We start from the raw sequence: 12636 nt of genomic DNA, 5'->3' as shown, positions 1-12636 counted from the left end.
TCAGTACCCGCTCGTCACCGCAATGGCCAGCAACACCATCGCCAGCACGGCGTAGATCAGGAACAGCGGCAGGATGTAACGCGCCCATTGGCCCCAGCCGACATTGGCGGTGGCCAACAGCACCAGCAGGCCGCTGGAGGTGGGGGTGATCATGTTGGTCAGGCCGTTGCCCATCAAGAATGCGAACACCGTGGTCTGCGGGCTGACGCCGGACAACTGGCCCAAGGGCCCGAAGATCGGCATGGTCACCGCCGCCTGGCCTGAGGTGGATGGGATCAGTACATCGAGCCCCAGTTGCGCGAAGAACATGCCATAGGCCGACACGATCGGGCCGTGGTCGCCCACCAGGTTGGCCAGGCTGTTGACGATGGTGTCCAGTACCTGGCCGGTACTGAGGATGATCTCTACGGCGGTGGCCAGGCCGATCAACACGCCGGCGATCAGCACCTTCTTCATGCCATCGACAAAGGCACTGGCAGCAGTGCTCGCGCCGAGCCCGGCGATCACACTGAAGGCCAGTGTCAGCAGCAGGTAGAACGCCGACAGTTCATGGTATTTCCAACCCCAGCGGTTGGAGGCGTAGACCAGGAAAGCGATGCCCGTCAGCAGTACGATCAGGTTGATCAGATGGCGCAGGGGCAACGGCGTACTTTCGAAAGTGATCTGCGCCGTGGCATCGTAACCGTGCTTGCGAATACTCCACAGCACGAAGGCAATGCCCACCAGCAGGAAGCTGCAGTAGGCGAGCACACGCATGCTCAGGCCACTGAAGATCGGCAGCCCGACCATCGGCTGCGCCACGGACAGCGCCACGGGATTGGAAATAGAAGCCAGGTAGCCGATCTTCACCGAGATCGTGACGATGGCCAGCCCGATCAGGTTCGATAGCCCCAGCCGATTAGCCATGGCAACCATCAACGGCACGATGAGGATAAATTCCTTGGCCAGCCCCATGAAGGTACTGCCGGCGGAAAACACCAGCATCAGGCATGGCACCAGTACATAGATATTGCCCCGGGTCAGCCCCAGCATGCGTTCCAGCCCGGCGTCGATCACTCCGGCCTTGTTCAGCACCCCGAACATGCCACCGATGAACAGCACCATGAAAATCAGCGCCGCACGTTTCTCGATGCCCTGGGGAATGGCCATGAAACCTTCCACCAAGGACACCGGGCGGGCCACGGTGTCGCCGGCTTTGCGCGGCTCCAGGCTGAACAGTTGGCCCAGGGAGTCGTGTTTTTCCAGCACCTGGTAAGAGCCCGGTATCACCAGGCCATTCTGGCGCTGGAACGTGCCCGAGTTCACCGCGTAGGTAAACGCCACTGCGAGCAGGACGATGCTCAGCAGGATGATGGCGGGATTGATCTGCTTGCGTTGCGTGGTATTTCCCACCGCTGCTTGGGTAGGGATGCTCTGGGATTCGCTCATGCTAGTGGCCCCGGCGTGCGCCGTTATTGTTATAGGGGTGACACGTGTGGGGCGGACACTAGGGCAAAGTTTTCGCGGCGACAACGTTATGCGTGGGGTGGGTTGGGCTATGCGTTTTGTGCGGCCAGACCCTGCTTGAGGTGCTCGGCAAACGCGTGTACCAGTTGCGAGCGCGGCTCATTGGCGCGAAACGCCAGGCCGAATGCGTAGGGCAGCGCCGGGCGAAACGGGCGGGTGACGATGGGCAAATGCCGGAAGTGGCTGGCCAGCAGACCATTGACGATCGACACCCCCAGGCCCTCGGCAACGAAGCTGCACGCTGCCCCGACCGAGTGCACCTCGACCCGCACCTGCGGTGTGAGGTTGGCGGCACGAAACACCTGGTTCAGCTCGGCCCGCAATGCGCGTTGCCGGCCGAGCATCACCAACGGCACATCGCGCAGGTGCTGCACTTGGATGCAGGCGTGACGGGTCAGCGGATGGTCGGCGGGCATCACGCAGACGCCTTCGGTTTGTAGCACCGGCTCGACATCGAAGTCAGGTATTTCCGTGGGCAGGCGTACAAAGCCCAGGTCGGCGGAACGGTCCAGCACCGCACGCTCGATCGTGTCGTAAGAACCGGTCAGCAGTTCCACGACAATGTCGTCATGCTCCTTGAGAAACTGCGCCACGATGCGTGGCAACAGCTCCTGGGTCATGCTGGTGGGTACCGCGACCTTGAGCAGGCTTTTGCGCGAACGCCCTACACGCATCTCGTCAGCCAGGCGCTGGATACGCTGCATCCCATCGACCAGTCCGGCGACTTCGGTGAGCAGTTCCTCGGCCTCTGGCGTGGCCATCAGGCGGCCTTTCTTGCGCAGGAACAGGGCAAAACCCACATGCTCTTCCAACTGGCTCAGCAGGCGGCTGACTGCCGATTGCGAGAGGCCCATGCGTGTCGCGGCACCGATGGTCGAGCCGGTAGACATGATCGCTTTGAAAGCTTCGAGTTGCTTGAGATTCACCGTGTTCTTCCTGTCGGTTGGCAAGGGCGGCGGGTGCTTCACGCATAGCCTGATGCGCTTCTCGCATAACGTTGTGGGGCAGTTGATGAGCCGTTAGTGTCCGCTGCAACGCGACATGCCGTCCAGCCTGTCGCGCCTGCGCAACTGCCCATAAAAAAACACAACACGGCATTGAGGAACGGTTTATGCGTGATTTTTTCACGAGGGGGGGAATAGTCTCCGCGGGGTTGCTAGCGAGCTTGTCGCCTGCAGTAATGGCCCAGGGGTTCTGGGAGGATTCCCAAGGCCGATTGACCTTGCGTAACTTCTACTTCAACGACGGCTACCGCGACGGGGGCGAAGACCGCAAGGAGTGGGCCCAAGGCTTCCTGCTCAATCTGCAGTCAGGTTATACCGAGGGCACTGTTGGGTTTGGCCTGGATGCCCTGGGGCTGGCGGGCTTGCGTCTGGACTCCAGCCCGACCCACGCCGGCACGGGTTTGCTGCCGGTGCATGACGATGGTCATGCGGCCAGCGAGTTTTCCAGCCTGGGAGTCACGGCCAAGCTGCGCTGGGGCGACGCGGTGGTGAAAACCGGTACGTTGCTGCCAAAGATCCCGGTGCTGGTGCACAACGATGGCCGCCTGTTGCCGCAGACCTTCCAGGGCACTCAAGTGGAATACACCGGCATTCGCGACCTGTACCTGCACGCCGGGCACCTGGATAAATTCAAGCTGCGTAACTCCACCGACAGCGTGGATATTTATCCCCAGGGCTACAGCGGCAAGAAGGGCAGTGACTTCGATTTTGCCGGCGCCACCTATGCCTTTACGCCGAAGCTCAGCGGCACCTGGTACTACGGTGAAATGCGCGAATTCTATCGCCAGCAATTCTTCGGCCTGGTGCATAAGCAGCCGCTGGGCAACGGCACACTGACCAGCGACTTGCGCTACTTCATTAGTAACGACGCGGGTGAGGCGCGTAACGGCGAGGTCGACAGTGACATGTTCAGCGGTCTGTTCACTTACCGCCTGGGCCCGCAGGCGCTGGGTGTCGGCTATCAGAAGGTCAGCGGCGAGACCGCGCTTCCGTATGCCAGCGTCTCGACCGTGTATTCCTTCAGTAACGCCGGTGTGGGCAAGTTCATCCAGGCGGGTGAGCAAACCTGGATGCTGCGCTACGACTATGACTTGGCGGCGGTACTGCCTGGCTTGAGTTTCATGACCCGCTACTACAAAGGGCAAAACGGCGACTTCAAAGGGCGTGAGGCACGGGAGTGGGAATCCGACACGAATCTGCGGTACGTGGTTCAGGACAGCACCTTCAAAGGCCTGGGTGTGGAGGTGCGCAAGGCCACTTATCGCTCAACCTATGCCAGTGACCGGGACAACTACCGGTTGTACCTGACCTATGATCTGGCGCTTTGGTAGCCGGGGTGGGGCTGATCACGGCCCGCTCATGTGTGCTAGTCTGCGGGCCCTTTTAGTTCTGGGCGGCGCGGGAAACTGTGGCGTCCTACAGCGGAGCCTCTTCATGTCCGAAGTTAATCTGTCCACCGACGAAACCCGCGTCAGCTACGGTATCGGCCGTCAGTTGGGCGACCAACTGCGTGACAACCCGCCACCGGGCGTCAGCCTGGACGCGATCCTGGCCGGCCTGACCGACGCGTTCGCAGGCAAGCCTAGCCGTGTTGACCAAGAGCAAATGGCGGCCAGCTTCAAAGTGATCCGTGAAATCATGCAAGCCGAAGCCGCTGCCAAGGCTGAAGCTGCAGCAGGCGCTGGCCTGGCTTTCCTGGCGGAAAACGCCAAGCGTGATGGCATCACCACCCTGGCTTCCGGCCTGCAATTTGAAGTGCTGACGGCTGGTACCGGCGCCAAGCCGACCCGTGAAGACCAAGTGCGTACTCACTACCACGGCACCCTGATCGACGGCACTGTGTTCGACAGCTCCTACGAGCGCGGCCAGCCTGCAGAATTCCCGGTTGGCGGCGTGATCGCCGGCTGGACCGAAGCCCTGCAACTGATGAATGCCGGCAGCAAATGGCGCCTGTACGTGCCGAGCGAACTGGCTTACGGCGCTCAAGGCGTTGGCAGCATCCCGCCGCACAGCGTTCTGGTATTCGACGTCGAGCTGCTCGACGTTCTGTAAGACCCGCTGGTTACCTGTTGGGACGAACGCGTTCGCCCCAACAGGCATTTGCCAGTTTCTTCATGGATGGAACTTGCCATTAAGCTCCGTCGCCGGGCGCAACGCTCGTGCATAGCAGAACAGAAACAGATTCCTCACCACTTCCTTCAGCACCCCAGGCTCACTGGAACTCAGGCCATTGACGTCCAGATCGCCCTGGTCCTGCAGCTCGTTCAGCGCTTCTTCTTCAAGCACCGCACAGACTTCACCGGTTTCCCGATGCAGGATTCGCAGGTAAGGGTGAGGGCGATCCAGCCAGGCATCTATCAAATAAGTCATGGTCGTTCTCCTTGATGGGTTTCAATGAGAATAATTCTTATTCGTAGAATAGCAAGCGTCTATTGGCAGTTTCTGTTTTTTTCTGTGTGGGTATTGCGTTCGATCAACGCAGAGGGCAAAACGCCACCCCGCGGCGGGCGCGGGATGGAATGCAGCAGGATCAGACTTTGCGCACGAACTCGGACTTGAGCTTCATGGGGCCGATACCGTCGATCTTGCAATCGATATCGTGGTCGCCGTCGCACAGGCGGATGTTCTTGACCTTGGTGCCGACTTTGACCACCAGGGAAGTGCCCTTGACCTTGAGGTCTTTGATCACTGTGATGGTGTCGCCGTCCTGCAGGACGTTGCCCACAGAGTCTTTCTTCACGGTTTCATCGCCAACCACTTCGGCCTCGCCAGTGGCGGACCATTCATGGGCGCATTCCGGGCAGATCAGCTGGGCGCCGTCTTCGTAGGTGTATTCGGAATTGCATTTGGGGCAGGGAGGCAACGTGCTCACTAAAGCTCCTAGAAAGTCAGGGATGGCTAAAAGTCGCACATTATATAGGGTTTTAAACGCGGATGGGGTTGGACTCGTCCTAATGTGGGAGCTGGCTTGCCTGCGATAGTGGCAGTGAATTCACTCCAGTTATCGCAGGCAAGCCAGCTCCCACATTAAACAGCGCGGAATCAGTGAGTACGGGCGACCGCAAACTCACTCAGCTCAACCAGGGCATCCCGGTATTCACTGGCCGGCAGGGCTTCCAGGCAGGTGATCGCCCGCGCCACGTAGTCACGCGCCAGTTGCGCGGTGTACTCCAGGGAACCCGAGGCTTCCACGGCGGCACGGATGGCCTCCAGGTCTTCGATGCCGCCTTTCTGAATCGCCTTGCGCACCAGAGCGGCCTGTTCCGGCGTGCCTTCGCGCATGGTGTAGATCAGCGGCAAGGTCGGCTTGCCCTCGGCCAGGTCGTCACCGACGTTCTTGCCCAGGGTTTCGGCGTCGCCCTTGTAATCGAGCAGGTCATCCACCAGTTGGAACGCCACGCCCAGGTGGTCACCGAACGTGCGCAGCGCCTCGGCCTGTTCGGCGGTGGCGCCACACAGCGCGGCGGCACTGTGGGTAGAGGCTTCGAAGAGCATCGCGGTTTTGCCGCGAATTACTTCCATATAGGTTTCTTCGGTGGTGCTGGCGTCGCGGACTTTGGACAGCTGCAACACTTCGCCTTCGGCGATGATGCGTGTGGCCTGTGAAAGAATCTTCATCACGGGCATCGAGCCCAGCTCGACCATCATTTCGAACGAGCGCGAATACAGGAAGTCGCCCACCAACACGCTGGGCGCGTTGCCCCACATCGCGTTTGCGGTCTCGCGACCACGGCGCATGCCGGACATGTCGACCACGTCGTCATGCAGCAGGGTGGCGGTGTGCAGGAATTCGATGGTGGCAGCCAGCAGGCGCAGGTCGTCGCCTTGACGGCCCAGGGCCTTGCCGCACAGCAACACTAATAAAGGACGCAGGCGTTTGCCGCCCGCCGACGTAATGTAGTCGCCAATTTTGGAGACCAGCGGCACTTTAGACGTCAGCTGCTGCTTGATGATGCCGTCGACGGCGCTAAAATCGTCCGCGACCGCGCGGTAGAAAGCTTGGGGTTGCATCAGCGACAGTCGCTCCAGAAGGGTTGCGCGGCATGCTAGGACCCTCACCCCGCAGTGTCAAGGCGCGATAGACGGCCCCTTGCAACACCTCTTTACCTTGCGTACAATCGCGCACCCTGAACTTCCTGGGCAGCACCTGCCTTACGCAATTGCATTCGGGACGTCCATCCCATGCAGCCATGCCAGCCAATACCTCTTCTTATAAAGCGCTGGGTGAGCAGGATTATCGGAGAAATACCATGTCGTACGCAGTAATTGTTACTGGTGGCAAGCAATACAAAGTCGCCCCAGGTGAATACCTGAAGATCGAGAAACTGGAAGTCGCTACTGGCGAATCCGTTACTTTTGATCGCGTTCTGTTGGTCGCCAATGGCGATGACGTGAACATCGGCGCTCCAGTTGTTGCTGGCGCTACCGTTGTGGCTGAAGTGATCTCCCAAGGTCGTCACGATAAAGTCCGCATCATCAAGTTCCGTCGTCGTAAGCACCACATGAAGCGTATGGGCCACCGCCAGTGGTACACCGAGATCAAAATCACCGGTATTCAGGCTTAATTTCAGCCTAATTCCTCACTAGGAGAATTGACTCATGGCACACAAAAAAGCTGGTGGTAGTACCCGTAACGGTCGCGACTCAGAAGCCAAACGCCTTGGCGTGAAGATGTATGGCGGCCAGAAAATCATTCCGGGCAACATCATCGTGCGTCAGCGCGGCACCCAATTCCACGCCGGTTACGGTGTTGGCATGGGTAAAGATCACACCCTCTTCGCTAAAATCGAAGGCGTGATCAAGTTCGAAGTAAAGGGCGCGTTCAACCGCCGTTACGTGAGCGTTGTCGCAGCTTAATTGCGAGATCGCTGGAAAAGCCCTGTCTTGCGACGGGGCTTTTTCGTTTGTGGAGTGAGTCTCTTGCAAAGCTGTCTGTGATGAGCTCAGGCGCTGGTTTGCGGTCGCTGATTGAGGTCGCTGCGCTCATTTTTGCAAGAGTCTTATGTCTTGGTTTCTTAAGCTCGTCCATGCGGCGAGAGGCGTTTTGTTATGAAGTTCGTTGATGAAGTTTCCATCCGAGTAAAAGCAGGCGACGGCGGTAACGGTTGCATGAGTTTCCGTCGCGAAAAATTCATCGAAAACGGTGGCCCGAACGGCGGTGACGGCGGTGACGGCGGTTCCATCTACATGATGGCCGACGAGAACCTCAACACTCTGGTCGACTACCGTTACACCCGGCACTTCGATGCCGAGCGTGGCTCCAACGGCGGCAGCACCGACTGCACCGGTAAAAAAGGTGAAGACCTGGTACTGCGCGTACCGGTCGGCACCACGATCATCGACTCCGCGACCCAGGAAGTGATTGGCGACCTGACCAAGGCCGGCCAGAAACTGATGGTTGTGCAGGGCGGCTGGCACGGTCTGGGTAACACCCGCTTCAAGTCCAGTACCAACCGTGCACCGCGCCAGACCACGCCGGGCAAGCCCGGCGAGCAGCGTGACCTCAAGCTGGAAATGAAAGTACTGGCGGACGTGGGCCTGCTGGGCCTGCCGAACGCGGGTAAAAGTACCTTCATTCGCTCGGTATCGGCCGCCAAGCCGAAAGTTGCCGACTACCCGTTCACGACCCTGGTGCCAAACCTGGGTGTGGTCAGCGTAGACCGCTGGAAAAGCTTCGTGGTTGCCGACATTCCTGGCCTGATCGAAGGCGCTTCCGACGGCGCAGGCCTGGGTATCCGCTTCCTCAAGCACTTGTCCCGCACCCGTTTGCTGCTGCACCTCGTCGATATGGCGCCGCTGGATGACACCAGTGCCGCCGATGCCGCCGAAGTCATCGTCAGCGAACTGACCAAGTTCAGCCCGGCCCTGGCCGAGCGCGATCGCTGGTTGGTACTGAACAAGTGCGACCAGATCCTGGAAGAAGAGCACGAAGAGCGCGTCAAGGAGATCGTTGATCGCCTGGAGTGGGAAGGTCCGGTCTACGTCATCTCGGCCATCGCCAAAGAAGGCACCGAGCGCCTGACCCGCGACATCATGCGTTACCTGGAAGACCGTGCCGACCGCCTGGCGGCCGACCCGGTGTACAAGGCCGAACTCGCCGAGCTCGACCAGCAGATCGAAGACGAAGCCCGCGCCCAGTTGCAGGCCCTGGACGACCAGCGTGCCCTGCGTCGCAGCGGCGTGAAGTCGGTCCACGACATCGGCGACGATGATTGGGACGAAGAAGACGTGGATGATGAAGACGGTCCGGAAATCATTTACGTGCGTGACTGATCCGTTGCGATAAACTTGAACGCCGCTCCTTGGAGCGGCGTTTTGGTATCCGGGTATAACGTTATGGGCAGCGCTGGGTCGCGCGGCCCTCACTCTAAGGTTGAAGATGATGCGGAGCAAAGTGACAGGTGCGCAGCGCTGGGTCGTGAAAATCGGCAGTGCGCTGTTGACGGCGGATGGCAAAGGTCTGGATCGCGCAGCCATGAGCGTCTGGGTCGAGCAGATGGTGGCCTTGCATGAAGCAGGCGTTGAGTTGGTGCTGGTGTCGTCCGGAGCGGTTGCCGCCGGGATGAGCCGCCTCGGCTGGACCGCGCGACCCAGCGCGATGCACGAACTGCAAGCCGCCGCCGCCATCGGCCAGATGGGCCTGGTGCAAGCCTGGGAGTCCAGCTTTGCCGAGCACGGCCGCCACACGGCGCAGGTGCTGCTGACCCACGACGACCTGTCCGACCGCAAGCGCTACCTCAACGCCCGCAGCACCTTGCGCGCGCTGGTGGAGCTCAAGGTCATCCCGGTCATCAACGAGAACGACACCGTGGTCACCGACGAAATCCGCTTCGGTGACAACGACACCCTGGCCGCCCTGGTGGCCAACCTGGTAGAGGCCGACCTGTTGGTGATCCTCACCGACCGCGATGGCATGTTCGACGCCGACCCGCGCAACAACCCCGATGCCCAGCTTATCTATGAAGCCCGCGCCGATGACCCGGCGCTGGATGCGGTCGCCGGCAGTGTCGGCGGTGCCCTGGGCCGCGGTGGCATGCAGACCAAGCTGCGCGCTGCGCGCCTGGCCGCGCGTTCGGGGGCCCACACCATCATCGTCGGCGGGCGCCTGGAGCGCGTGCTCGATCGCCTCAAGGCCGGTGAGCGCATCGGTACGTTGCTGTCGCCGGAGCGCGGCATGCTGGCGGCGCGCAAGCAATGGCTGGCCGGTCATCTGCAAACCCGTGGCACCCTGGTGCTGGACGCAGGCGCAGTAGCGGCGTTGTCCCAGGGCAACAAGAGCCTGCTGCCGGTGGGTGTGAAGTTGGTGCAGGGCAGCTTCCGCCGTGGCGAGATGGTGGTGTGCGTTGCGCCAGACGGTCGCGAGATTGCGCGCGGCCTGGCCAACTACAGCGCCCTGGAAGCACAGAAGATTATCGGACAACCCTCCGACGCCATTGTCGGACTCTTGGGTTATATGGCAGAACCGGAACTGGTTCACCGCGACAACCTGATCCTGGTCTAACCATAGGAAATACACGATGCGCGTGATGAAGGGATTGCTCGGCCTGCTGTTGGCCATGCCACTGCTGGCCTCGGCCGAAGAGGTCGGCCAGGTGTCGACGGTGTTCAAGTTCGTCGGCCCCAACGATCGGATTGTGGTCGAAGCGTTTGACGACCCCAAGGTCGATGGCGTGACGTGCTACCTGTCCCGCGCCAAGACCGGCGGCGTAAAGGGCGGCCTGGGCCTGGCCGAAGACCGTGCCGAAGCCTCGATCGCCTGCCGCCAGGTGGGCCCGATCCACTTCAAGGGTGAGCTCAAGGACGGCGACGAAGTGTTCAAGGAGCGCACCTCCCTGGTGTTCAAGACCATGCAGGTCGTGCGTTTCCTCGACAAGAAGCGCAACACCTTGGTGTATCTGGTCTACAGCGACCGGCTGATCGAAGGCAGCCCGCAGAATGCGGTGACGGCGATTCCGATTTTGCCCTGGCCGACCGCTCAGTAACCTGCAGGCGAGTTTCGTCATCGGCGTCTATGATTGCAGCTTTGCCGGTTGTAAGCTCCGAAGGGCTGCAATGCAAAGAACATGGGATATCTGGAGTTCGTCATGAGTGCTTTCCACGATCTGAAACTCAAAGCCTTGGACGGACAAGCGCTACCGCTGGCGCCTTTCAAGGGCCAAGTCGTGCTGGTGGTCAATGTGGCGTCCAAATGTGGTTTGACCCCGCAATACGCGGCGTTGGAGAACCTCTACCAGCAGTACAAGGGCCAAGGGTTTACGGTGCTCGGCTTGCCGTGCAATCAGTTTGCCGGTCAGGAACCGGGCAGCGAGGAAGAAATCCGCGAGTTCTGTAGCCTGAACTATGGCGTGACCTTTCCACTGGGCAGCAAGATCGACGTCAACGGCCCTGATCGGCACCAGTTGTACCGCTTGCTGGCGGGCGAGGGCGCTGAATTCCCCGGGGATATCACCTGGAACTTCGAGAAATTCCTGTTAGGTAAAGATGGCCGCGTACTTGCGCGCTTCTCACCCCGTACGCCCCCAGAAGATCCCTCCATCATCCAGGCCATCGAAAAAGCCCTGAGCTGACTCCCATCCGCTGTAGGAGCAAGCTTGCTCGCGAAAAACGCCAACGATAACGCGCGCCTCCTTAAATACGCGACGTCCTCAGGTGCTTCGCGAACAAGCTGGGAATGCCACCCTGGACGCTCCGCGTCCCGCTTTTACCCCTTAATCATTTAGATCAATAGTGCTACTCAGCGCTGCAAGCTCTCCATATTATCCGCATCATAAATTCAGTCCCCCGTGGAGCGTTCCATGCCCGTCCAAGCCTTGTTCAAACCCTTCCAGCTCGGTGCATTGCAACTGTCGACCCGCGTGGTCATGGCGCCCATGACCCGTTCGTTCTCCCCAGGTGGCGTACCCAACTCCAAAGTCATCGAGTACTACCGTCGCCGTGCCGCTGCCGGTGTGGGCTTGATCATCACTGAAGGCACGGTGGTCGATCATCCAGCCTCCAACGGCTACCCCAACGTGCCGCATTTTTACGGTGAAGCCGCCTTGGCTGGCTGGAAGAAAGTGGTCGATGCGGTCCACGCTGAAGGCGGCAAGATTGTCCCGCAGCTGTGGCATGTGGGCAGTGTGCGCCGTATCGGCACAGAGCCTGACGCCAGTGTGCCGGCTTATGGCCCGATGGAAAAGCTCAAGGACGGCAATGTCGTTGTGCACGGCATGACCAAACAGGACATCAAGGAGGTGATCAACGCCTTCGCCCAAGCCGCCAAGGATGCCCAGGCGATCGGCATGGACGGCGTGGAAATCCACGGTGCCCACGGCTACCTCGTCGACCAGTTTTTCTGGGAAGGCAGCAACCAGCGCACGGACGAATACGGTGGCAGCCTGGCCAACCGTTCGCGCTTTGCCATTGAGCTGATCCAGGCGACCCGCGCCGCTGTCGGCCCGGACTTTCCGATCATCTTGCGTTTCTCCCAGTGGAAGCAGCAAGACTACACCGCGCGCCTGGTACAAACCCCTGAAGCGTTGGGTGAGTTCCTCAAGCCACTGGCTGACGCTGGCGTGGATATTTTCCACTGCTCCACTCGCCGTTTCTGGGAGCCGGAATTTGAAGGCTCCGACCTCAACCTGGCCGGCTGGACGCGTCAGCTCACCGGCAAGCCAACCGTCACGGTGGGCAGCGTAGGCCTGGATGGCGAGTTCCTGCAGTTCATGGTCAACACCGACAAGGTCGCCCAGCCTGCCAGCCTGGAGAAACTGCTGGAGCGCCTGAACAACGATGAGTTCGACCTCGTGGCCGTAGGCCGTGCGCTGCTGGTGGACCCGGATTGGGCCGTGAAGGTACGCGAAGGGCGCGAGGGTGACATCTTGCCCTTCAGTCGTGAGGCGCTGACAACGCTGGTGTAAGGGAAGTGCTCCCTGTGAGGGTCACAGGGAGCACTTCGCCTCAGTGATTAATACTCTGGGCGCTTGTTCAGCTCTTTGCTGTGATCAGTCTTGAGTGCGTCTTTATGCCCTGGCTGGCCGTAAGTTGACGGCTCTGCGCGGGATTGATCCAGCCATTGTTGCTGTTGGGTCCATTGTGCCGTTGGCATGTTCACGCCATTGCGTACACCCATTCCATAAATTGCCAT

Annotated in this window: 15 protein-coding genes; 9 read left to right on the top strand and 6 right to left on the bottom strand. The window is 60.2% G+C overall.

The genetic code is table 11. From position 1 onward, the window contains the following. Both QK296_RS20825 and QK296_RS20820 read right to left on the bottom strand, forming a co-directional pair. Positions 1-1428, bottom strand: a complete 1428-nt coding sequence (locus tag QK296_RS20825) for an AbgT family transporter (RefSeq protein WP_094774896.1) — start codon at positions 1426-1428, stop codon at positions 1-3. A 107-nt stretch (positions 1429-1535) separates the two neighbouring features. Continuing rightward, complete coding sequence (locus QK296_RS20820; RefSeq protein WP_034133650.1) at positions 1536-2432, bottom strand: LysR family transcriptional regulator; 897 nt, start codon at positions 2430-2432, stop codon at positions 1536-1538. Positions 2433-2686: 254 nt separating this feature from the next. On the opposite strand from QK296_RS20820, the gene QK296_RS20815 reads away from it, so the two are divergent. Together QK296_RS20815 and QK296_RS20810 are read left to right on the top strand one after the other, a co-directional pair. Then, positions 2687-3841 (top strand): OprD family porin, encoded by a 1155-nt coding sequence (locus QK296_RS20815; RefSeq protein ID WP_236202807.1) that lies wholly within the window; start codon positions 2687-2689, stop codon positions 3839-3841. A 103-nt stretch (positions 3842-3944) separates the two neighbouring features. Then, positions 3945-4562: an FKBP-type peptidyl-prolyl cis-trans isomerase gene (locus QK296_RS20810; protein WP_003194089.1), complete on the top strand. Its 618-nt coding sequence runs from the start codon at positions 3945-3947 to the stop codon at positions 4560-4562. 60 nt (positions 4563-4622) lie between these two features. Here QK296_RS20810 and QK296_RS20805 read toward each other — a convergent pair whose 3' ends face one another. The 3 genes from QK296_RS20805 to QK296_RS20795 form a co-directional block, all read right to left on the bottom strand. After that, complete coding sequence (locus QK296_RS20805; RefSeq protein WP_003194088.1) at positions 4623-4880, bottom strand: hypothetical protein; 258 nt, start codon at positions 4878-4880, stop codon at positions 4623-4625. A gap of 160 nt (positions 4881-5040) precedes the next feature. Further along, positions 5041-5382, bottom strand: a complete 342-nt coding sequence (locus QK296_RS20800) for a zinc ribbon domain-containing protein YjdM (protein WP_003194087.1) — start codon at positions 5380-5382, stop codon at positions 5041-5043. Between the two features lie 170 nt (positions 5383-5552). Continuing rightward, positions 5553-6521: a polyprenyl synthetase family protein gene (locus QK296_RS20795; protein WP_003194086.1), complete on the bottom strand. Its 969-nt coding sequence runs from the start codon at positions 6519-6521 to the stop codon at positions 5553-5555. A gap of 239 nt (positions 6522-6760) precedes the next feature. Between QK296_RS20795 and rplU the strand changes: the two genes are divergently transcribed. From rplU to QK296_RS20760, 7 genes are all read left to right on the top strand, one after another. Further along, positions 6761-7075, top strand: coding sequence for a 50S ribosomal protein L21 (rplU, locus tag QK296_RS20790; RefSeq protein WP_007950961.1), 315 nt, complete (start codon positions 6761-6763; stop codon positions 7073-7075). A gap of 34 nt (positions 7076-7109) precedes the next feature. Then, on the top strand, positions 7110-7367 hold the full coding sequence (rpmA, locus tag QK296_RS20785; protein WP_003176049.1) for a 50S ribosomal protein L27: 258 nt from the start codon (positions 7110-7112) through the stop codon (positions 7365-7367). 192 nt (positions 7368-7559) lie between these two features. Next, a complete protein-coding gene (gene cgtA, locus QK296_RS20780; RefSeq protein ID WP_003194084.1) occupies positions 7560-8783 on the top strand; it encodes an Obg family GTPase CgtA in 1224 nt (407 codons plus the stop codon). A gap of 109 nt (positions 8784-8892) precedes the next feature. Further along, the gene (proB, locus tag QK296_RS20775; protein ID WP_003194083.1) at positions 8893-10011 is read left to right on the top strand and encodes a glutamate 5-kinase; all 1119 of its coding nucleotides are present in this window, start codon (positions 8893-8895) and stop codon (positions 10009-10011) included. A gap of 16 nt (positions 10012-10027) precedes the next feature. Beyond that, positions 10028-10492: a CreA family protein gene (locus QK296_RS20770; protein WP_003194082.1), complete on the top strand. Its 465-nt coding sequence runs from the start codon at positions 10028-10030 to the stop codon at positions 10490-10492. Between the two features lie 102 nt (positions 10493-10594). Continuing rightward, positions 10595-11077, top strand: coding sequence for a glutathione peroxidase (locus tag QK296_RS20765; RefSeq protein ID WP_003194081.1), 483 nt, complete (start codon positions 10595-10597; stop codon positions 11075-11077). Between the two features lie 228 nt (positions 11078-11305). Continuing rightward, entirely contained in the window at positions 11306-12409 is a 1104-nt protein-coding gene (locus QK296_RS20760; protein ID WP_282391253.1) for an NADH:flavin oxidoreductase, read from the top strand. Between the two features lie 47 nt (positions 12410-12456). Here the strand turns inward: QK296_RS20760 and QK296_RS20755 are convergent, their stop codons facing one another. Beyond that, positions 12457-12636 carry a hypothetical protein gene (locus tag QK296_RS20755; RefSeq protein ID WP_003194079.1) on the bottom strand — a complete coding sequence of 60 codons (180 nt, stop codon included), beginning with the start codon at positions 12634-12636 and terminating at the stop codon, positions 12457-12459.

It is taken from the genome of Pseudomonas sp. AL10 (assembly GCF_029960685.1).
GTDB lineage: Bacteria > Pseudomonadota > Gammaproteobacteria > Pseudomonadales > Pseudomonadaceae > Aquipseudomonas > Aquipseudomonas lactis.
This window is presented reverse-complemented; position numbering and strand designations above follow the sequence as displayed.